This window comes from Agromyces binzhouensis (assembly GCF_042672355.1).
Taxonomy (GTDB): Bacteria; Actinomycetota; Actinomycetes; order Actinomycetales; family Microbacteriaceae; genus Agromyces; species Agromyces binzhouensis.
The window spans coordinates 279088-297639 of sequence record NZ_JBHXVJ010000005.1; the positions used below are offsets into that span (position 1 = coordinate 279088).

At 72.5% G+C, this 18552-nt stretch carries 24 protein-coding genes; 13 read left to right on the top strand and 11 right to left on the bottom strand.

Translation table 11 applies throughout. The features are described 5' to 3' along the window. Positions 1-69: 69 nt before the first annotated feature. The 9 genes from idi to ACFVHK_RS10895 are packed head-to-tail and all read left to right on the top strand — an operon-like array spanning position 70 to position 6486. Positions 70-612: an isopentenyl-diphosphate Delta-isomerase gene (gene idi / locus ACFVHK_RS10855; RefSeq protein ID WP_376928815.1), complete on the top strand. Its 543-nt coding sequence runs from the start codon at positions 70-72 to the stop codon at positions 610-612. Beyond that, on the top strand, positions 605-1651 hold the full coding sequence (locus ACFVHK_RS10860; RefSeq protein WP_376928816.1) for a polyprenyl synthetase family protein: 1047 nt from the start codon (positions 605-607) through the stop codon (positions 1649-1651). Before idi ends, ACFVHK_RS10860 begins: the two co-directional genes overlap by 8 nt. After that, positions 1648-2553, top strand: a complete 906-nt coding sequence (locus ACFVHK_RS10865; RefSeq protein WP_376928817.1) for a phytoene/squalene synthase family protein — start codon at positions 1648-1650, stop codon at positions 2551-2553. The genes ACFVHK_RS10860 and ACFVHK_RS10865 overlap by 4 nt, the downstream gene beginning before the upstream one ends. Next, positions 2550-4166, top strand: coding sequence for a phytoene desaturase family protein (gene crtI / locus ACFVHK_RS10870; RefSeq protein ID WP_376928818.1), 1617 nt, complete (start codon positions 2550-2552; stop codon positions 4164-4166). The genes ACFVHK_RS10865 and crtI overlap by 4 nt, the downstream gene beginning before the upstream one ends. Next, positions 4163-4519, top strand: coding sequence for a lycopene cyclase domain-containing protein (locus tag ACFVHK_RS10875; RefSeq protein ID WP_376928819.1), 357 nt, complete (start codon positions 4163-4165; stop codon positions 4517-4519). Before crtI ends, ACFVHK_RS10875 begins: the two co-directional genes overlap by 4 nt. Further along, a complete protein-coding gene (locus ACFVHK_RS10880; protein ID WP_376928820.1) occupies positions 4516-4848 on the top strand; it encodes a lycopene cyclase domain-containing protein in 333 nt (110 codons plus the stop codon). Before ACFVHK_RS10875 ends, ACFVHK_RS10880 begins: the two co-directional genes overlap by 4 nt. Next, entirely contained in the window at positions 4845-5747 is a 903-nt protein-coding gene (locus ACFVHK_RS10885) for a prenyltransferase (RefSeq protein WP_376928821.1), read from the top strand. The genes ACFVHK_RS10880 and ACFVHK_RS10885 overlap by 4 nt, the downstream gene beginning before the upstream one ends. A gap of 40 nt (positions 5748-5787) precedes the next feature. Continuing rightward, the gene (locus tag ACFVHK_RS10890; protein WP_376928822.1) at positions 5788-6159 is read left to right on the top strand and encodes an RNA-binding S4 domain-containing protein; all 372 of its coding nucleotides are present in this window, start codon (positions 5788-5790) and stop codon (positions 6157-6159) included. Positions 6160-6195: 36 nt separating this feature from the next. Next, positions 6196-6486, top strand: a complete 291-nt coding sequence (locus ACFVHK_RS10895; RefSeq protein ID WP_129235051.1) for a GNAT family N-acetyltransferase — start codon at positions 6196-6198, stop codon at positions 6484-6486. A 45-nt stretch (positions 6487-6531) separates the two neighbouring features. Here ACFVHK_RS10895 and ACFVHK_RS10900 read toward each other — a convergent pair whose 3' ends face one another. Continuing rightward, entirely contained in the window at positions 6532-7371 is an 840-nt protein-coding gene (locus ACFVHK_RS10900) for an aggregation-promoting factor C-terminal-like domain-containing protein (RefSeq protein WP_376928823.1), read from the bottom strand. A gap of 170 nt (positions 7372-7541) precedes the next feature. Here ACFVHK_RS10900 and ACFVHK_RS10905 point away from each other — a divergent pair, with 170 nt between their 5' ends. After that, complete coding sequence (locus tag ACFVHK_RS10905; RefSeq protein ID WP_376928824.1) at positions 7542-7946, top strand: YchJ family protein; 405 nt, start codon at positions 7542-7544, stop codon at positions 7944-7946. A 125-nt stretch (positions 7947-8071) separates the two neighbouring features. Next, a complete protein-coding gene (locus ACFVHK_RS10910) occupies positions 8072-8776 on the top strand; it encodes a GTP pyrophosphokinase (RefSeq protein WP_376928885.1) in 705 nt (234 codons plus the stop codon). Positions 8777-8779: 3 nt separating this feature from the next. Here ACFVHK_RS10910 and ligD read toward each other — a convergent pair whose 3' ends face one another. The 3 genes from ligD to ACFVHK_RS10925 are packed head-to-tail and all read right to left on the bottom strand — an operon-like array spanning position 8780 to position 10691. Then, positions 8780-9808, bottom strand: a complete 1029-nt coding sequence (ligD, locus tag ACFVHK_RS10915) for a non-homologous end-joining DNA ligase (RefSeq protein WP_376928825.1) — start codon at positions 9806-9808, stop codon at positions 8780-8782. 36 nt (positions 9809-9844) lie between these two features. Then, a complete protein-coding gene (locus ACFVHK_RS10920) occupies positions 9845-10123 on the bottom strand; it encodes a DUF2277 domain-containing protein (protein ID WP_376928826.1) in 279 nt (92 codons plus the stop codon). Positions 10124-10133: 10 nt separating this feature from the next. Continuing rightward, positions 10134-10691 (bottom strand): nitroreductase family deazaflavin-dependent oxidoreductase, encoded by a 558-nt coding sequence (locus ACFVHK_RS10925; protein WP_376928827.1) that lies wholly within the window; start codon positions 10689-10691, stop codon positions 10134-10136. Positions 10692-10847: 156 nt separating this feature from the next. Between ACFVHK_RS10925 and ACFVHK_RS10930 the strand changes: the two genes are divergently transcribed. Then, complete coding sequence (locus ACFVHK_RS10930) at positions 10848-11009, top strand: hypothetical protein (protein WP_165307683.1); 162 nt, start codon at positions 10848-10850, stop codon at positions 11007-11009. A gap of 29 nt (positions 11010-11038) precedes the next feature. On the opposite strand, the gene ACFVHK_RS10935 is transcribed toward ACFVHK_RS10930, so the two are convergent. Genes ACFVHK_RS10935 through ACFVHK_RS10945 form a run of 3 tightly spaced genes read right to left on the bottom strand, consistent with a single transcriptional unit; the run spans position 11039 to position 14372 of the window. Next, complete coding sequence (locus ACFVHK_RS10935; protein WP_376928828.1) at positions 11039-12094, bottom strand: YihY/virulence factor BrkB family protein; 1056 nt, start codon at positions 12092-12094, stop codon at positions 11039-11041. 31 nt (positions 12095-12125) lie between these two features. Next, positions 12126-13352 carry an AI-2E family transporter gene (locus ACFVHK_RS10940; RefSeq protein WP_376928829.1) on the bottom strand — a complete coding sequence of 409 codons (1227 nt, stop codon included), beginning with the start codon at positions 13350-13352 and terminating at the stop codon, positions 12126-12128. A 54-nt stretch (positions 13353-13406) separates the two neighbouring features. Continuing rightward, entirely contained in the window at positions 13407-14372 is a 966-nt protein-coding gene (locus ACFVHK_RS10945) for a DMT family transporter (RefSeq protein WP_376928830.1), read from the bottom strand. A 40-nt stretch (positions 14373-14412) separates the two neighbouring features. On the opposite strand from ACFVHK_RS10945, the gene ACFVHK_RS10950 reads away from it, so the two are divergent. Further along, positions 14413-14931 (top strand): MarR family winged helix-turn-helix transcriptional regulator, encoded by a 519-nt coding sequence (locus tag ACFVHK_RS10950; RefSeq protein WP_376928831.1) that lies wholly within the window; start codon positions 14413-14415, stop codon positions 14929-14931. A gap of 30 nt (positions 14932-14961) precedes the next feature. Here ACFVHK_RS10950 and ACFVHK_RS10955 read toward each other — a convergent pair whose 3' ends face one another. The 4 genes from ACFVHK_RS10955 to ACFVHK_RS10970 all read right to left on the bottom strand — a co-directional run bounded on the left by ACFVHK_RS10955 (position 14962) and on the right by ACFVHK_RS10970 (position 18461). Then, on the bottom strand, positions 14962-15885 hold the full coding sequence (locus ACFVHK_RS10955) for an aggregation-promoting factor C-terminal-like domain-containing protein (protein ID WP_376928832.1): 924 nt from the start codon (positions 15883-15885) through the stop codon (positions 14962-14964). Positions 15886-16070: 185 nt separating this feature from the next. Then, positions 16071-16238: a hypothetical protein gene (locus ACFVHK_RS10960; RefSeq protein ID WP_376928833.1), complete on the bottom strand. Its 168-nt coding sequence runs from the start codon at positions 16236-16238 to the stop codon at positions 16071-16073. A 163-nt stretch (positions 16239-16401) separates the two neighbouring features. Further along, on the bottom strand, positions 16402-18060 hold the full coding sequence (locus ACFVHK_RS10965) for a SulP family inorganic anion transporter (protein WP_376928834.1): 1659 nt from the start codon (positions 18058-18060) through the stop codon (positions 16402-16404). Further along, on the bottom strand, positions 18057-18461 hold the full coding sequence (locus tag ACFVHK_RS10970; RefSeq protein WP_376928835.1) for an ArsR/SmtB family transcription factor: 405 nt from the start codon (positions 18459-18461) through the stop codon (positions 18057-18059). The genes ACFVHK_RS10965 and ACFVHK_RS10970 overlap by 4 nt, the downstream gene beginning before the upstream one ends. Positions 18462-18552 lie beyond the last annotated feature (91 nt).

Consider the following 18552-nt stretch of genomic DNA (forward strand, 5'->3'; position numbering starts at 1 on the left):
ACCCCGCTGCTAGCTTCAGGGTCACGAACCCCTGGTTCGTCGCATCGCCCAACGGACGAGGAGGCCACCATGAACCACACGACCGAGACCGTCGAGGACGAGGTGGTCCTGCTCGACGAATCGGGCACGCCCATCGGCCGAGCTCCGAAGAGCGCCGCGCACGGCCCCGACACCGCCCTGCACCTCGCGTTCTCGTGCCACATCGTCAACCCGATCGGCGAGGTGCTCATCACCCGCCGCGCCGTGACGAAGCAGACCTGGGCGGGCGTCTGGACGAACTCGTTCTGCGGCCACCCGAAGCCGGCCGAGCCGCTGCTGCACGCCGTCCGTCGTCGCGCCGACTTCGAGCTCGGACTCGAGCTCGACACCGTCGAGCTCGCACTGCCGCTGTTCCGCTATCGCGCGACGGACGCGAACGGCATCGTCGAGAACGAGGTGTGCCCCGTCTACCTGGCGACCGCGGCCGGCGAGCCCGACCCGAACCCGCGCGAGGTCGCCGAGTACCGCTGGGTCGATCCGCGGGCGCTGGCCACCGCGGTGGGCGCGGCGCCGTGGGCGTTCAGCCCGTGGCTGGTGCTGCAGGCGAGGGAGCTGGAGCTCTTCCGTGCCTGAACTGCTCGATTCCGCCATCGATGAGGAACTGCGCCGGTTCTTCGCCGACGCGCGGGAGCGGGCGGGCGAGTTCGGCAGCCACTACACGGCGTTGTGGGAGTCGATCGAGCAGCAGAGCTCAGGCGGCAAGCGCGTCCGGCCACGCCTGGTCTGGGCCGCGTATCGCGGCTTCGGCGGGTCGGATCGCACGCTCGTCACCCACGTGGCCCTCGCGTTCGAACTGCTCCACACGGCGTTCCTGATCCACGACGACCTCATCGATCGCGACACCGTCCGACGGGGCGCGCCGAACGTCGCCGGACGGTTCGCGGCACGCGCCCGGGCCCACGGCGGCGATGCGCGGACGGGCGAGGTGTGGGCGGCGACCGCCTCCGTGCTCGCCGGCGACCTGGCGCTCAGCCGCGCGCACCGCGAACTCGCGATGCTGCCGGTCGATCGCGCGTGCCGCGAGTCGCTGCTCGACATCCTCGATCGCGCCGTGTTCGTCTCGGCCGCCGGGGAACTCGCCGACGTGGTGTCCTCGCTCGACGGATCGACCCCCGCCCTCGAGGGCGTGCTCGCGACGCTCGAGCAGAAGACCGCCGTGTACTCGTTCGAGGCGCCGCTCGCGGCGGGCGCCGTGCTCGCGGGCGCACCCGACTCGGCGGTGACCGCGCTCTGCCGGTTCGGCCGGCTGGCCGGTGTCGCATTCCAGATCGTCGACGACGTCCTCGGGGTCTTCGGCGATCCCGGGGTGACGGGCAAGTCGGCCTCGGCCGACCTCCGCGAGGGCAAGCGGACGGCGCTGATCGCCCATGCGGCGACCACGCCGTCGTGGCCGGGCATCCGGGACCGGTTGGGCGATCCGTCCCTCGACGACGAGTCGGCCGCGGGGCTCCGCGAGGAGCTCCGCGCCTGCGGCGCGCTCGACGCGGCCCTCGCACTCGCACACGAGCACGTCACGCTCGCCCGGTACGAACTCGACGCCGCAGACCTCCCCCAGGCGCTCCGCACCGAGCTCGGCGAGTTCGCGCAGCGCGCGACGGAGCGGGTGCGATGACCCGGCGGCACGACCCGACACTCCTCGAGCGCTACGCGGATGCCGCGGAGGCGAGCTCGGCGACGGTCATCGCCCGCTACTCGACCTCGTTCGGTGCGGCGGCGCGGCTCCTCGAGCCCGAGTCCCGCGGCCGGATCAGGTCGGTGTACGCGCTCGTCCGGGTCGCGGACGAGGTCGTCGACGGCGCGGCCGCCGAGGCGGGGCTCACCGTGGACGAGCAGCTGGAGGTCCTGGACGGCCTGGAGGCGGAGACGGAGCGGGCGATGGCGTCCGGGTACTCGGCGAACCTCGTGGTGCACGCGTTCGCGCGGGTGGCCCGCGAGACCGGGTTCGGCACCGAGCTCACGCGGCCCTTCTTCGCCTCGATGCGTCGCGACCTCGATCCGGCACCGTTCACGCAGGAGGAGATCGGTCCGTACATCCACGGCTCGGCCGAGGTCGTCGGGCTGATGTGCCTGGCGACGTTCCTCGCCGCCGACGCGCACGGCTCCGTCCAGGCCTCCGACCCGGAGCGACGAGCGCGGCTCGAGCGCGGGGCGGTCCACCTCGGCGCCGCGTTCCAGAAGATCAACTTCCTCAGGGACCTCGCCGTCGACTGGCGCACGCTCGGCAGGAACTACTTCCCCGGCGTGGATCCGGACGCCTTCACCGAGGCCGACAAGACGGCGATCCTCGACGACATCGACCGGGACCTCGAGATCGCCGGGGCCGCGCTCCCGGAACTGCCGAGACGCGCTCGGAGCGCGGTCGCGGCGGCGCACGGCCTCTTCGCGAGCCTGTCGGCGCGATGCCGAGCCACGCCTGCGGCAGAGATCATCGCGACGCGGATCCGCGTCCCGGACGGCGAGAAGCTCGCGATCGCCGTCCGTTCAGCACTCACCACCGGAGGGAATCGACGATGATCGGGGAGTCCGAGCGGATCGTGGTGATCGGCGGCGGGATCGCGGGCCTCGCGGCCTCCGCGCTGCTCGCCAGGGACGGTCACCGCGTCACGCTCCTGGAGGCGCGCGACGAACTCGGCGGGCGGGCCGGAAGCTGGTCCAAGAGCGGGTTCCGCTTCGACACCGGACCCTCCTGGTACCTGATGCCCGAGGTCTTCGACCACTTCTTCCGACTGTTCGGAACCAGCGCCGCCGCCGAGCTCGACCTCGTGCAGCTCGATCCCGGGTACCGCGTGTGGGCCGACGGCCATGCGGAGCCGCTCGACATCCAGTCGACCCGTGCCGAGAACGTCGCACTGTTCGAGTCGATCGAGCCCGGCGCCGGCGCCGCACTCGAGCGCTACCTCGACTCGGCGGAATCCGCGTACGACATCGCCCGGCGGCGATTCCTGTACACGAACTTCGACGATCCCCGCTCCCTGCTCTCCGGTGAGGTCCTCCGGCAGTCGGGACGGTTCGCGTCGCTCCTCACGACCACCCTCGAGCGGTTCACGGCGCGCGCCGTGCACGACCGCCGCCTGCGGCAGGTGCTCGGCTATCCGGCGGTGTTCCTCGGCTCGTCGCCCGACGCGACGCCGGCCATGTACCACCTGATGAGCCACATGGACCTCGAGCAGGGCGTGTTCTACCCGCGCGGCGGGTTCTCCGAGTTGATCGAGCGCATCGCCGCGATCGCCGTCGCGGCCGGCGTCGACATCGTCACCGGCGCTCGCGTCGAGGCGATCGAGCTCTCGTCGGGCGGGGCCCGACCGGCCGTCGCCGGCGCACGCTTCCGGTCCGCATCGGGTCGCAGCGTCGTCGCCCCGGCCCACCGGATCGTCTCGGCGGCGGACCTGCACCACACCGAGACCGAGCTGCTCCCCCGGCACGCGCAGACGTATCCGGAGGCCTGGTGGCGCCGCCGCAACCCCGGGCCCGGGGCGGTGCTCGCCATGCTCGGCATCCGCGGACAGGTGCCGGGCCTCGCCCACCACACGCTCTTCTTCACCGAGGACTGGCGCGCGAACTTCGGGTCCATCTTCGGATCCGACCCGCACGTGCCCGACCCCGCGTCGTTCTACGTGTGCAGCCCGAGTGCGACGGATGCCTCGGTGGCACCGTCGGGCGACACCAACCTGTTCGTGCTGGTGCCGGTGCCCGCCGACACCGCGATCGGGCGCGGCGGGGAGGACGGCACGGGCGACCGGCTGGTCGAGGAGACCGCCGACCGGGCCATCCGCCGCATCGCCGAGGTGTCGGGTCTCGACGACCTCGCGGAGCGCATCGTCGTGCGCCGCACGGTGGGGCCCGCGGACTTCGCGGCCGACCTGAACTCGTGGCAGGGCGGCGCCCTCGGACCCGCGCACACGCTCCGGCAGTCGGCCTTCTTCCGGGGGACGAACCGGTCCCGGCGCGTGGACGGGCTGTACTACGCCGGCGGGTCGACCGTGCCGGGAATCGGCCTGCCGATGTGCCTGATCAGCGCAGAGAACGTGCTCAAGCGCGTGCGGGGCGATCGCTCCTCCGGGCCGATCGAGGAGCCCGCGGGGGCGAGCGCGCACGAGCCCGCCGACCCGAGCACGACCGTCGCATGACGGCGTTCGCCTACCTCGCCGGCCTGCTCGTCGTGATCGGATGCATGGCGCTCATCGACGCCCGCTGGCGCCTCGTGTTCTGGCGCGCGCCGATCGTCGCAGCGGTGACCGTCGTGGTCGGCGTCGTGTTCTTCCTGGTGTGGGACGCGGCGGGGATCGTCACCGGGGTCTTCTTCCGCGGCACGTCCGATATCGTGACCGGCATCGAGCTCGCTCCGGAGCTCCCCCTGGAGGAGCCGGTCTTCCTCGTCTTCCTCTGCTACCTCACGCTGGTGCTCGTGCTCGGCGGCGAGCGCGTGCTCGCGGCGCGCGAAGGACGGGTCCCCGCGTCCGAACGGGAGGGCCTCCGATGACGTACCTGCTGATCAGCATCCCGTTCCTCGCCGTCGCGGCGATCACCGCGTGGGTGGCGCGGCCACGGGAGCGCACCGCGTTCCGACGTCGCACGATCGCCACCGCGATCGGCGCTGCCGTGCTCCTCGTGCTCACGGCCGTCTTCGACTCCCTCATCGTCGGGACCGGGATCGTGGCATACGACGACGCGCACCGATCGGGCCTGGCCGTCGGACTCGCCCCGGTCGAGGACTTCCTGTACCCGATCGCCGGCGTGCTGCTGCTGCCCGCGGTATGGAGCATCCTCGCGGGTGCCCGCCGGAACCGCGCGGCGAGGGTCGACGGATGAGCGCGGCGCAGACGCGGGGCGGCCTCGGGCACCGGGCCGGCCAGGTCCTGCTCTCGTCGCGGCCGATCAGCTGGATCAACACCGCATTCCCGTTCGCGGCGGCGTACGTCCTGACGACCGGCCGCGTCGACGCCCTGCTCGTCGTCGGCACCCTGTTCTTCCTCGTGCCGTACAACCTCCTGATGTACGGCGTGAACGACGTGTTCGACTACGAATCCGACCTGCGGAACCCGCGGAAGGGCGGAGCCGAGGGGGCGCTGCTCGACCCGAGCCTCCACCGCACCGTGGTGTGGGCGGGCATCGTGACCGCGGCGCCGCTCGTGGCGGTCATGCTCTGGCTCGGCGGCACGGACGAGCCGTGGTCGTGGCTCGTGCTGGCGATCAGCCTGTTCGCGGTGTTCGCCTACTCGGTGCCGGGGCTCCGCTTCAAGGAACGCCCGGTGCTGGACTCGGTCACCTCGAGCACGCACTTCGCGAGCCCGGCGGTCTACGGCCTCGCGGTCGCCGGGGCGGACTTCACCTGGCCGCTCATCGCGCTGCTCGTGGCGTTCTTCTTCTGGGGGATGGCGAGCCACGCGTTCGGCGCCGTGCAGGACGTCGTCCCGGACCGCGAGGCCGGCATCGCGTCGATCGCGACGGCGTTCGGCGCCGCGACGACCGTGCGGATCGCACTCGGCCTGTGGGCGGCGGCGGGCCTGCTGATGCTCGCCACCGAGTGGCCGGGGCCGCTGGCGTCGGTGCTGGTGCTCCCCTACCTGTGGGCGGCATGGCCCTACCGCTCGGTGACGGATGCCGCGTCCGGGGCCTCGAACCGCGGTTGGCGTCACTTCATCCTCATCAACTACGCGGTGGGCTTCCTCGTCACGATGCTGATGATCTGGTGGGCGCTGGTCCGCTGACCCCGCGGTCCCGTACGCGCTCCCGTCCTAGGCTTGGAGCATGGCGGAGCTCGACTCGGCGCGCGTGGACGCGTGGCTGTGGGCGGTCCGGGTGTGCAAGACGCGCTCGGCCGCGACCGCGGCGTGCCGCGCCGGCCACGTGCGCGTGAACGGCGAGCGGGCGAAGGCGGCGCAGCCGGTCCGGCCGGGCGACGAGGTCCGCGTCCGGTTGCACGGGTTCGACCGGATCCTCATCGTGCGCCGGCCGATCGTGAAGCGCGTCTCGGCCGAGCTCGCGGCCGCCGCGGCGGACGACCGGACGCCTGCGCCGCCGCCTCGCGAGGCCGTGGCATCCGTGCCACTGCGGGACCGCGGCACCGGGCGGCCGACCAAGCGCGAACGACGCGACCTCGACCGTCTCCGAGGTCGTTGACCGGCGACGGGCTCCCCCGGGCGTAGCCTTGGGCGGGTGAAGGAACTCGTCCACGAACCCGATTCCCGCCGGTACGTGCTCCGCATCGACGGACAGGTCGCGAGCGCGCTGGACTATCGCGAACTCGGCGACACCGTCGCGTTCGTGCGGACCTTCACGAATCCGCCGTACCGCGGCTGCGGCCTCGCGGCCGAGCTCGTGCAGTTCGCGGTCGACGACGTCGAGGCCCGTTCGGGCCTCCGGATCGTCCCGAGCTGCTGGTACGTGGAGCAGTGGTTCGACCGGCATCCGAATCGGCGCGCCCTGCTGGACCCGCGGACGGCGTGAGCCGCCGACCCTCGCGGATCGGCGGCTCACGGGAGGCGGGATCGCTCAGTACCAGTTGAGGGACTGCGAGTGGCCCCACGCGGCGCACGGGCTTCCGTAGCCGCGGGCGATGTAGTCGAGGCCCCACGAGATCTGGGTCGCCGCGTTGGTGCGCCAGTCGGCGCCGGCCGTCGCGAGCTTCTCGGCGGGCCAGGCCTGGACGATGCCGTAGGCACCGCTCGAGGCGTTCACGGCCTGGTAGTTCCAGCCGGACTCCTTGGTCCAGAGCTGCACGAGGCACTGGAACTCGGCCTCGCCCCAGCCGTACTCGGAGGCGGCCATGGCGCGTGCGGTCTGCTTGGCGCCCTCCGGCGTGTTCGCCCGTGCGAGCGCCTCGGCCGCCTCGCGCTCGGCGACCTCGCGGTCGTGCACCTTCGCGGCCTCGTCCGCCTTGCGGATCTCCGCGCGGGTCGAGATGGTGAGATCGCGGACCTCGTCCAGCGGGAGCGCCTCGTAGTCGCCGAGGGTGGCGACCGAGGACGCGAGCGGCTCGACGTCGATCTTGCCCTCGACGTCCGAGAGCGTGTCCTGCGCGAGGGTCAGAGTGTCCTGCGCCTCGGCGTGCACCTTCGCCTGGGCGACGCCGGCGTAGGCGCCGAGCTGCTCGGCTGCGAGGCCCGTGGACTCGGTGAGTGCGGTGGTCTCGGCGACGCGCTGCGCGGCGAGCGACGAGTTGACGGTGAGCCCGGTGCCCGCGACCGCTCCGACGGCGACGAGCGCGCCGGCGAGGATCAGTCGGCGCCGACGGCCGACGCGGTCGCGTCGTGCGGCGCGACGGGTCGCGGCGTCGGTGCGGAACGGGGTGCTCTGGGTGGGGGCGGGCGTGATCGAGTTGGAAGTCTGCATAGGCGTGGGGTGACTCGGATCCTGGGGGTCGGTGGCCCTCCGAGCTGGGGCATGGACGGGCCCGAGCCGACGGCCCGGGCGCACGAATCCCCTACTCTGCAGGGGTTTTCTGAACGAAACCTCGACTTCTGCTGGGCAGACCATGACCGCGCCTGCGCGAGACTGGGTGCATGGAGCCCGACCGGACGTTCGCGACGCCGACCGACGACGCCCGCTGCCCGTGCGGGAGCGGGGGCGCCTACGGCGAGTGCTGCGGCCCGCTCCTCGCCGGACGCGCCGCGCCGACGGCGGTGCAGCTCATGCGCTCGCGGTACACCGCCTTCGTGGTCGGCGATGCCGCGTACCTGCTCGACACGTGGCATCCGTCGACCCGGCCCGAGCGCGTGGACCTCGACCCGGAGCTCCGCTGGCGGTCGCTCGAGGTCGTGCGCACCGAGCGCGGCGGTCCGCTCGACCGGGAGGGAGTCGTCGAGTTCGCCGCGCGGTACGCCCACGGCGCCGAGCGAGGGGTCCAGCGCGAGTCGAGCCGATTCGTCCGCGACGACCGCTGGCGGTACCTCGACGCCGTCGACTGAGCACCTCGGCCGCGCGCATGGTCGATGCATCGCTCCCGCGGAGGGAATGCCGAGGTTGGCCCCGTAGCGTTGCCTGCGTGACGCCGCTCGACGGAACCCCGCCAGCCCGCTCCGCCCCGCAGCCGATGCTGACCGACCGGGCGCAGCGCACCCTCGACACCCTCGACGGGCAGACGCTCGAGGAGATGCGCGCGCTCCGCGACGAGACCGAGCGGTTCATGCAGCGCTACAAGTTCGGCATGGACGAGGTGATCACCAAGCTCTCGATCCTGCGCGAGGAGTTCAGCCAGGCGCACGCGTACAACCCGATCGAGCACATCTCGAGCCGCCTGAAGAGCCTCGACAGCGTGATCGACAAGATGCGCCGGAAGGGCGTCGAGCCCTCGTTCGACGCGATCCGGTCGACGATCACCGACATCGCGGGCGTCCGCGTCACGTGCAGCTTCGTCTCAGACGCGTACCGGATCGCCGAGCTCCTCACCGCGCAGGAGGACGTGCGCGTGCTCGAGGTGAAGGACTACATCGCCGAGCCGAAGGCCAACGGGTACCAGAGCCTCCACCTGATCGTCGAGGTGCCGGTGTTCCTCTCGACGGGGGCGCATCCGGTCGCCGTCGAGGTGCAGATCCGCACGATCGCGATGGACTTCTGGGCGAGCCTCGAACACAAGATCTACTACAAGTACGACCGCCGGGTTCCGGACGGGCTGCTCGACCAGCTGACGGTCGCGGCACGCACCGCGGCAGAGCTCGACGCCCGCATGGAACGGCTGCATCGCGAGGTGCACGGTCCGCCACCGCCCGCGCGCGGTCCGCTCACTGCCCAGGTCTGACGCTCAGTCGGCGTCGGGCCTGCGTGCTCGACTGGGCTGCACGCGCGTCGGCTCGCCGGGCATCTTGGGGAAGTCGGGCGGGAACGGCAGCTCGCCGAGCCCGTCGTCGAGGTCGCGGCGCCACCAGTCGAGCAGGGTGTCGATCCGGCCCGGTGCGGCATGCATCGTCGCCCACGGGTCCCCGCGCTCGGCGAGCCGATCGGGGACCGAGCGCACCGTGAACGACGCCGGATCGGCCGCCTCGAGCTCCTCCCACTCGAGCGGGCACGAGACCGCCGCACCGGGCAGCGCCCGCGGGCTGTACGCGCCGGCCATCGTGCGGTCGCGGTTGGCCTGGTTGAAGTCGACGAAGATGCGCTCGCCGCGCTCCTCCTTCCACCACGCCGTCGTGATGCGGTCGGGCATGCGTCGTTCGAGTTCGCGCCCGAGCGCGATGACCGCGTGCCGCACGTCGAGGAACTCGTGCAGGGGCTCGATCGGCGCGAAGACGTGGATGCCGCGGTTGCCGGAGGTCTTCACGAACCCCGTCAGCCCGGCCTCTCGGAGCAGGTCGCGCAGTGCGAACGCGGCCGGGACCGCGTCGGCGAAGCCCGTTCCCGGTTGGGGGTCGAGATCGACGCGCAACTGGTCGGGAAGGTCGGGCGCCCCCGCGCGGGACGCCCACGGGTGGAAGACGATGGTGTTCATCTGCGCGGCCCAGACGGCGCCGGCGGGCTCGTCGATGACCAGCTGCGGATGGCTGCGGCCGCTCGGGTAGGTCACCATCACGTCGCGCATCCACTCCGGTGCGCCCTTCGGCGGGTTCTTCGAGAAGAACGACTCGCCGCCGATCCCGTCGCGGAAGCGCTCGAGCGAGACCGGTCGATCGCCGTTCGCCGCGACGAACGCGTCGCCGACGGCGATGAAGTACCGTGCGAGCTCGAGCTTGGTGATCCCCGCCTCGGGCCAGACCACGCGCTCGGGGCTGGAGACCCGCACGACGCGCACGCCGTCGGGTCCGTCGATCTCGAGGGTCGTCGCGTCGCGGGCCATGACGGTGACGCTACCGCGCTCCCCCGACGTCCTCGCTCAGGCGCCCGCCGTGGCGTAGCGCTGCGCGGCTCGGGCGCGGGCCTTCGCGGCCTCGACCTCGCGGTCCTTCGGCGGCGCCGAGGTGACCAGGTGGTCGAGCAGGTGCTGCGTGACGTGCGCGATCTCCTCGACCGCCTCGTCGAACGCCGCCTGGTTGGCCTTCGACGGATGCGTCGAGCCGCTGACCTTCCGGACGTACTGGAGCGCGGCGGCCCGGACCTCGTCGCTCGTCGCGACGGGTTCGAAGTTGTGGAGGGTTCGGATGTTCCTGCACATGCGGGGCAGCCTAATCCGACGCGGACGGCGCGTCGAGGAGTCGGCCTGCAGACCGAGCGGGGTCGGGCGGCGGGACCGCGGCCTCGGCGACCGGTCGCAGCACGAACAGTCGCACGACGCGGCCGGAGTCGCGCTCGTATCCCCGGTAGCCGGGCCACTGCGCCTCGATCCGGGCCCACGCGGCGTCGCGTTCGGCCGCCGGGACGCGAGTCGCGCGGACCCGGAACGTCCGGTCGCGCACGGTGATCGAGGCATCGGGGTTCGCCATCAGGTTGTACGTCCAGCCGGGATGGCGGTCGCGGGCGAAGCTCGTGCCCGCCACGATCGCGCGCCCGTGCCCGTCCGGCGTGTACATCAGGTGGACGTCACGCGGGGCGCCACTCCGCGCACCGACGGTGTGCAGGACCAGCGACGGCACGAGCAGCGATGCGAGCTGGAGCCGCCCGCCGCTGAGCGCACCGAGCACCGCCTCGATCGGCGGCAGGACCACCGGAGCGACCATCCGGAACAGCCGCGTCCGCGTGATCGGCGCGACGACGGAACGGGTGAGCTGGAGCACGGTCGGCACGCGACCAGTGTGGCGTGCGACCCTCGTCGACGCCAGAGGCGGTACGCCCCCGACGGGCGGACGTCAATCCCCTGCCGCCCGACGAGTGCGCTGCCTAGCGTGGGGGCGTCCAGCCGACCGGTTGGACGACGTTCCATCTGGACAGGGAGGGCGATCATGGCCGAACGCGTGCCGCACGATCCCGCCGAAGGCGAGTACACCGACTCGGAACTGCCGCTCGACGCCGAGCTGCCGAAGGACGAGGAGGCCGACGACGTGGTCGTCGTCGAGGAGGTCGAAGTCATCGAGGTGGACCGCGATCCGGGCACGAGGCCCTAGCCGGAGCGGGTCGGCCGAGGTGCCCGCCGTCAGCGCCGTTCTCGCGCGACCGGGTCGGTCACCCCGGGCAGCGCGTCACGGGCGGCGGCGACCTCGGCCGCGGCATCCGCCGCCCGGCGCTCGGCGCGCTTCAGGCGGCGCAGCGCCATCGACGTCGCACCGTACCTGGCAGCGACCCGGTCGCTCTCCTCGTCGACGCCGGTGACGATGTAGGCGCTCGCGATGAGCACGACCTGGCTCGACAGGTTGAGCCAGATCAGCAGCGCGATGAGGGAACCGAACGAGGCGACCAGCGGGTTGTTCGTCGCTCCGCCGACGAACAGGCTCGACAGCAACTGGAGCACCGTCAGCCCCGCGCCGCCCAGCAGCGACCCCGACCACAGCGCTCGAGCGCTCGGTCGGAGTCCGGCGAGCAATCGGAACAGCCCGGCGATCACCGCGGTGTCGATCGCGAAGGCCACGAGGACCGAGAGCGTGCGCGAGCCGGTGTCGAGCAGCGCACCGCCGAAGGGTCGGCCGAGCCATCCGCCGATCGCGTCGAGTGCCCCGGTGCCGACCACCGTGACGACCGCGCCCGCCACGAGGAGCCCCCCGAAGCCGATCGCGATCAGGAGGTCGCGGAGCAGCTGCCAGAGGAAGAAGCGGTCGTCGTCGGGGCGCCCCGCAAGCTGTCGCAGCGCGATCCGGAGCGAGCGGATCGCACCGATCGCGGCGCCGACGAGGCCGATGAGGGCGAGCGATCCCGCGATGCTCAGGGTGATGGGCTGGATCAGGGTCTCCGGGTCGATCACCGCGCCCTCGCCGATGAGGCCGGGGATCACCCCGCTCACGGTGGTCACGATCGCGTCGATCGCGTCGGGGTTGCCCGCGAGCCAGATGCCCGCGGCCGCGAACCCGAGGAAGGTGCCGGCGAAGACCGAGAAGAGCGTCCGATAGGTGACGCTGTCGGCGAGCACCGCCCCGTGCTGCTCCTGGTAGAGCAGGAACGCGCGCGCGGGCTTGGTGCTCAGCACCCACTGCACGATGCGCGTGACCCGCGCGCGGAATCCGCCGCCGGCGGTGGTCTCCCCCGTCTGCTCGCTCATCCCGTCAGGCTAGCGAGCGCGACGCCGCCGATCAGGGCCTTGACGCGCGCGCCGCCCGGCCTCGCGGCGGACGTGCCGCGCGGTCGGCCTTGGCCTGCGCGCGCGCCTGGGCCGACAGCTCCGCGGCGATCCCCTTCGTCTCCTCGACATCGCCCGTCGCGGGCCGCCACCAGGCGAGCGCCGGATCCGCGTCGAGCAGGACCGAGCGGACCAGGAGCGTCAGCGGCACCGCGAGCACCGCGCCGATCGGCCCGATCACGAGCGCCCAGAACAGCACGGAGACGAAGGTGATGGTCTCGCTCAGCCGGACCGCGCCGCCGACCACCTTGGGCTGCACGATCGACTGCACGACCGCGTTCACGACGCCGTAGACGAGGAGGACGGCGATGAACACCGGCCACCCGCCCGAGAGGAACCCGAACACGAGCGGCGGCACGATCGCGATGAAGTACCCGATGTTCGGGATGAAGCTGCAGATGAACGACAGGACGCCCCAGAGCAGCGCTCCCGGCACCTGGAGCACGAGCAGGGCGATCCAGTTCAGCACGCCCTGCGCCGCGCCCAGGGCGGTCGTGACGACCATGTACCGCCGCACGTTCCGCGTGTACAGCACGAGCGCGTCGACGAGCGTCGCGCGGCGCGAGCGCAGCTGCGAGAGGATGGCCGGCGCGTAGGTGCCGTCCATGGCCATCAGGATCAGCAGCGTGAGGATGACGACCAGCGAGAACGTGATGCCCGCCACGCCGCCGAGCACCGCGGTCACGACGTCGATGATGCGCGAAGGCTCGAGCCCGTCGACGATGGTCTGCGCCTGCTGCGCGCCGATGCCGAGCCCTTCGAGCGCATCGCCGATGTTGGCCGCCGCCGCCTGGATCTGCGGCGTGTACTCGGGCAGCAGCGTCGTGAACTGCGCCAGCGCGAACACGAGCGTGACCACGAAGCCGGCGAGCAGCGCGAAGACCGCGACGATCGCGCCCCCGGTGGCGAGCCCGACGGAGACGCCCCGCCGGACGAGTCCGACCCGCACCGGATGGACGCAGATGGTGAGCACGAGCGCGAGGAACGCAGGGGCCACCACCGATCGGGCGGCCGCGAGTCCGAACATCACGACGACCGCCCCCGCGAAGCCGAGCAGGATGATGCTGGCGCGGGGCAGCGCGACCGAGGGGGGAGCCGTCGACGCCGCGTCGACCGGGTCCGGCGCCGGGGCCGCCTCGGAGGGGGATCCGGTATTCCGACGCCACCAGCCGCGAGCCATGATCCCCCCGATCCGCCGCCGCCGGGGCATCTGGCGCGGCACCTGCGGCGCAGGCTAGCAGTCGGCGGCGAGGGGCGACGGGACTTCGGTCCGGTGTGCGCGCGCGAGTCGCGGGCCTGCGGCCGGCCGGAGCGACCGGCGCCGGAGCCGCCGCCGCACCCGGGCGAGCGAACGGTGCGCGGCGGGCTGACCCGACACGATGCCGACGAGCACGATCGCGAGACCGGCGATCTGCCAGCTTCCGAGTCGCTCGCCTGCGACGAGCACGCCGAGCAGCACGCCGGCGACCGGGTTGAGCAGCCCCACCAGGCCGACCGTCCCGGCAGGCAGGCGCGCGAGTCCGGCGAACCAGGCCACGAAGGCGACCGCCGTCGCGATCACGCTCACGTACGCGAACGCGAGCACGCCGTGGACGTCCATCGCGGGCGGCGCTCCCTCCGCGACGAGTGCGGCGGGCACGAGGAGCAGCCCGCCGGCGAGCAGTTGCCACGACGTGACCGAGAGGACGTCCGTGCCCTCGCGCCAGCGCTTGGCGAGGATGTACCCGAGCGATGAGAGGGCCATCGCGAGGACGGACGCGGCGATGCCGACGGGCGCGGAGGCGACGCCCTCGCCGGCGAGCATGAGCGCGACGCCGACGATGCCGAGGCCGGCGCCGACGAGCGGGACGAGCCGGAGCCGCTCACCGGCGAACAGCCAGGCGAGGAGCATCATCGCGGCAGGCGAGGTCGCCATGATCGTCGAGGCCAGGCTCGTGGGCAGCAGTTGTGCGACGAGGTAGATGAGCGCGAAGAACACGCCGACGTTGAGGGTGCCGAGGACGGCGACCCGCCACCACCACGCGCCCCTGGGCAGGCTCGGCCTGACGGCGAGCAGCAGCAGGCCGGCCGGAAGCGCCCGGAACACGGCGCCCCACAGCGGCGCGTCGGGCGGGAGGAATTCCCGCGTGACCCAGTACGTGCTCCCCCACGCGATCGGCGCGATCGCTGTGACGAGCACCCAGCGCCAAGTAGTTTCCATGGAAGACAGTATAGCTTCCGTGGAAGATACACTGGCACGCATGACGACGGATGCCACGGACGACCGCGTCGCCCGCATCATGCGCGAATGGCGCCGCGAGCGACCCGACCTCGATGTCTCCCCTCAGGGTGTGATCGGCCGCCTGCACCGACTCGCGAACGCGCTCACCGACGAGCTGGTCGCCGTCTACGACCGGTTCGAGCTCTCCGAGGGCGAGTTCGACGTGCTCGCCACGCTGCGCCGCGCAGGCGACCCGTTCGAACGGACGCCGGGCGATCTCGCGGCCTCCACGATGGTGACGAGCGGTGCGGTCACCAAGCGGGTCGACCGGCTCGTCGGTCGCGGACTCGTCACGCGGCGCGCGAGCGACGTCGACGGTCGCGGTCGCGTCATCGCGCTGACGCCGGCCGGTCGCGAACTCATCGACGAGGTCATGACCGCCCACATGGCGAACGAGCACCGCCTGCTCGCGGCGATCGACGCCGGCGAGCAGGCGGTGCTCGAGCGGGTGCTCACCCGGTGGCTGTCGACGTTCGAGTCGCCGGCCGCCGACGGATGAACCCGGACCCGTTCGGTCCGGAGCGCTGGATCAGTACCAGCCGACGGACACCGAGTGCGACCAGGCGCCGCACGGCGTACCGTAGCGACCCGCGATGTAGCCGAGGCCCCAGGTGATCTGCGTCGAGGCGCTCGTCGCCCAGTCGGCGCCGGCGGTCGACATCTTCGAACCGGGCAGCGCCTGCGGGATGCCGTACGCGCCGCTCGAGGGGTTCTGGGCGTAGACGTTCCAGCCCGACTCCTTGTTCCAGAGGTCGACGAGGCAGCCGAACTGGTCGGAGCCCCAGCCGTACATCGAGGCCATGAGGTCGCGGGCGATCGCCTGCGCACCACTGGGGTTCGCCGGACCGGTCGGGTACGACGGCGTGGCGGGAGCGGCGGCCTGCTCGGCGGCCTCGGCGGCGGCCTTCTCGGCCGCGGCCTTCTCGGCGGCCGCCTTCTCGGCGGCGGCCTTCTCGGCGGCCTTCTTCTCGAACTCCGTGACCTTCGCCTTCACCTCGTCGACCTTCTCGGACGTGAGGTCGACGAGTTCGAAGACGCGCTCGGGGGCCAGGTAGGTGTAGTCGTCGAGGGTCGCGACGGTCGAAGCGAGCTCGGAGGCATCCGCCTTGCCCTCAGCCTGGGCGATCGTGGCGTCGGCGGCCTTCAGCGTGTCCTCGGCCGTCTTCACGGCGTGGGCCGCGAGCAGTCCGCCGGCCGCGTCGAGCTGGTCGATCCCGCGGTCGGCGCCTTCGGCGATGGCGGCCGTCTCGGCGACGCGACGCTCCTGGTCGGCGACCGCCGACTGGACGGCGAAGCCGGAGCCGACGAGCGCGCCGACGGTGACGATCGCGCCGGACGCGATCCACGCGGCGCGGCGGTTGCGACGGGTGCGACGGACGCGAGCGCGCGTGGCGTCGATGGTCTCGTCGGAAGTGGTCAGGGTGGTGCTGGGGGAACTGGTCTGGTTTCGCATGAAGTCTCTGGCGGCGCCCGAGGTGCTGTCCTCGCGCGCCGCGGTTCTCGTCTCGGTGCTGGAAAATGGGGGCTCGCCGCGGCGAAGTCGCCAGTCTGCACACCCTTCCTCCACGAGTCGTGCCCGTTCCCTGTGAAAGTCATCCGAACTGTCGACAGAACCTCATGTCCGTGGCAGCGGGATCCTCACGCCTCGGTGTGCGTGAAGTCGGGGTATCCCTGCCACTCGCCGGGCCCGTGGGAGCGCACGAAGGCCTGGTGCACGCGCTCGCACGCGCCGCGCAGCGTGGTGCCCCAACCGAGCACTCGGCCGTCGAACTCGGCCCGGTAGCGCACCGCTCCGTCGAGGCGCACGATGTCGACCCGGCCGTACTCGCGCCCGAACGAGTCGACGAGACGCCACCGCCCCGGTTCGGGCTCGTCGGCGGCGAGGATCGGATGCCAGCTGGCCAGTGGTGCTCCCTCCCGAGCGCCCCGGCCGGCGTGCCTCGATCGTACGTCGGGCCGCCCCCAGCCGTCACATCGCGGCGGACGCCCGGCGCACGTGGCTGCGCGCATGTGCGACCGCGCTCGGCAGCTCGTCGAACAGGTGGTTCCGATGCCGCAGCGAGTCGATGACGCCGACCCGACGAGCGAGCTCCAGGTGCCGGGCCTGGATGCCCTTGACCAGGACGGTCACGCCGCGCCGCTCGAGGGCCTGGACCAGTTCGGTGATGACCTGCGCACCCGTCGCGTCGAGGATCTGGAGCTGCGACATCCGGATGATGACGACATCGACGTCGCGCATCGCGCCGACGCGCTCGAGCATGCGCTCGGCCGCCCCGAAGAAGAGCGCGCCCTCGAGGCGGAACAGTGCGACCCGCTCGTCGCCGGCCTCGGACGGCCCGGGAAGCTCCTCGCGGTGCACCCCACTCGATCGGGCGAGCGCCCGGAGCGCGAGGAAGGCCGTGACCGCGATGCCGACGAGCACCGCCGTGATGAGGTCCACGCTCACGGTGATGACGGCCGTCGCGACGAATACGACCGCATCCGCTCGCGTCGACCCCACGACGGAGCGCACCGTCGCGAGCGAGATCATGCGCGTCGCCGTGACCATGAGCACCCCGGCGAGCGCCGCGAGCGGGATGGACGCGACGACGGACGCTCCGACCGCGACGATCGAGGCGAGCAGGACCGCGTGGACGATCGCCGCGAGCCTCGTCCGACCGCCCGTGCGCACGTTCACGGCGGTCCGTGCGATCGCTCCCGTGGCCGGCATGCCGCCGAACAGCGCGGACGCGATCGAGGCGAGCCCCTGGCCGACGAGTTCGCGATCGGCGTCGTAGGGCCCGGTGTCGGAGATGGATGCCGCGACCCGCGCCGAGAGCAGGGACTCGATCGCGGCGAGCGCGGCGACCGTCGCCGCCGGGAGCGCGAGCGCGGCGAGGGTCGCGGGGTCGAACGCGGGCACGGTCGGCGACGGGAGCCCGCTGGGCAGGGCCCCGATCGTGCTCACGGGGACCCCCGTGAGCACCACGGCCAGCGCCACGACGACGATCGCCACGATCGACCCGGGCACCAGCGGGTGGATGCGCGGAGCGAGGAGCATGATGGCGGCGACCGTCGCGACGACGGCGAGCGACCACGCCGCGTCGGGCCAGGTCGCCCCCGCGATCGCATCGACGGCACCGACGATCGCGTTCGCGCCCTCGGTGGCGGGCACGCCGAGGGCGGCCGGCACCTGCTGGAGGAAGATGATCACCGCGATCCCGAGTGTGAACCCCTCGATGACGGGCCAGGGGATGAAGGTCACCGCGCGGCCCAGCCGGAGGACGCCGGCCACGAGCACCATGGCGCCCGCCAGCAGCCCGACGATCGCGAGCGCGCCGACGCCGTGCGTCGCGATGATCGGCGCCAGCACCACGACCATCGCACCCGTCGGCCCGGAGACCTGCACGTTCGACCCGCCGAACACCGCCGCGACGATGCCCGCGACGATCGCGGTGACGAGCCCGCTCGCGGCACCGGCGCCCGAGCTCACGCCGAACGCCAGTGCGAGGGGCAGCGCGACGATACCCACGGTGATGCCGGCGACGAGGTCGCCCCTCCAGCTCCGGCGCACGTCGCGGTAGTCCGCGACGGCGGGCAGCAGCGAGCGGACGCCGCGAGCGACGCGCTGCGCGGTCGACGCCGTCACGATCGGGCCGCCGAGCCGGTCGACGCGGGGGCGGCCGATGCGGGCGGGATGTCGGGCAGCGCGGCCTGCTCGACGAGCTGGCGCTCGGTGGTCAGCAGGATCTCGGCGAGCAGCGCGCGCGCGACGCGGAGGAGGTCGGCGACCTGCGGGTACGCGAGACGGTAGGACACCTGGTTCCCTCGGCGCTCGGCGGTCACGAGCCGGTGGTTCCGGAGCACGGCGAGGTGCTGCGAGAGGTGGGACGCCTCGAGCCCGGTGGCGTCGAGCAGTGCGGACACCGGCGTCTCGACGTCGGGCGCCGCCGCGAGCACCTCGAGCACGCGCACGCGCAGCGGGTGCGCGAGGCCCTTGAACAGGTTGGCCTTGACCTCGTAGAGCGGGCGGCTGGCGTCGGTGAACACGCGGACTCCTCCATGGATTGATGGATCCATCAATCCATTATGCGCCTGTCGGCCACGCCGAGGGTGCGAGCGTGCGAGCGGACCTCGGATC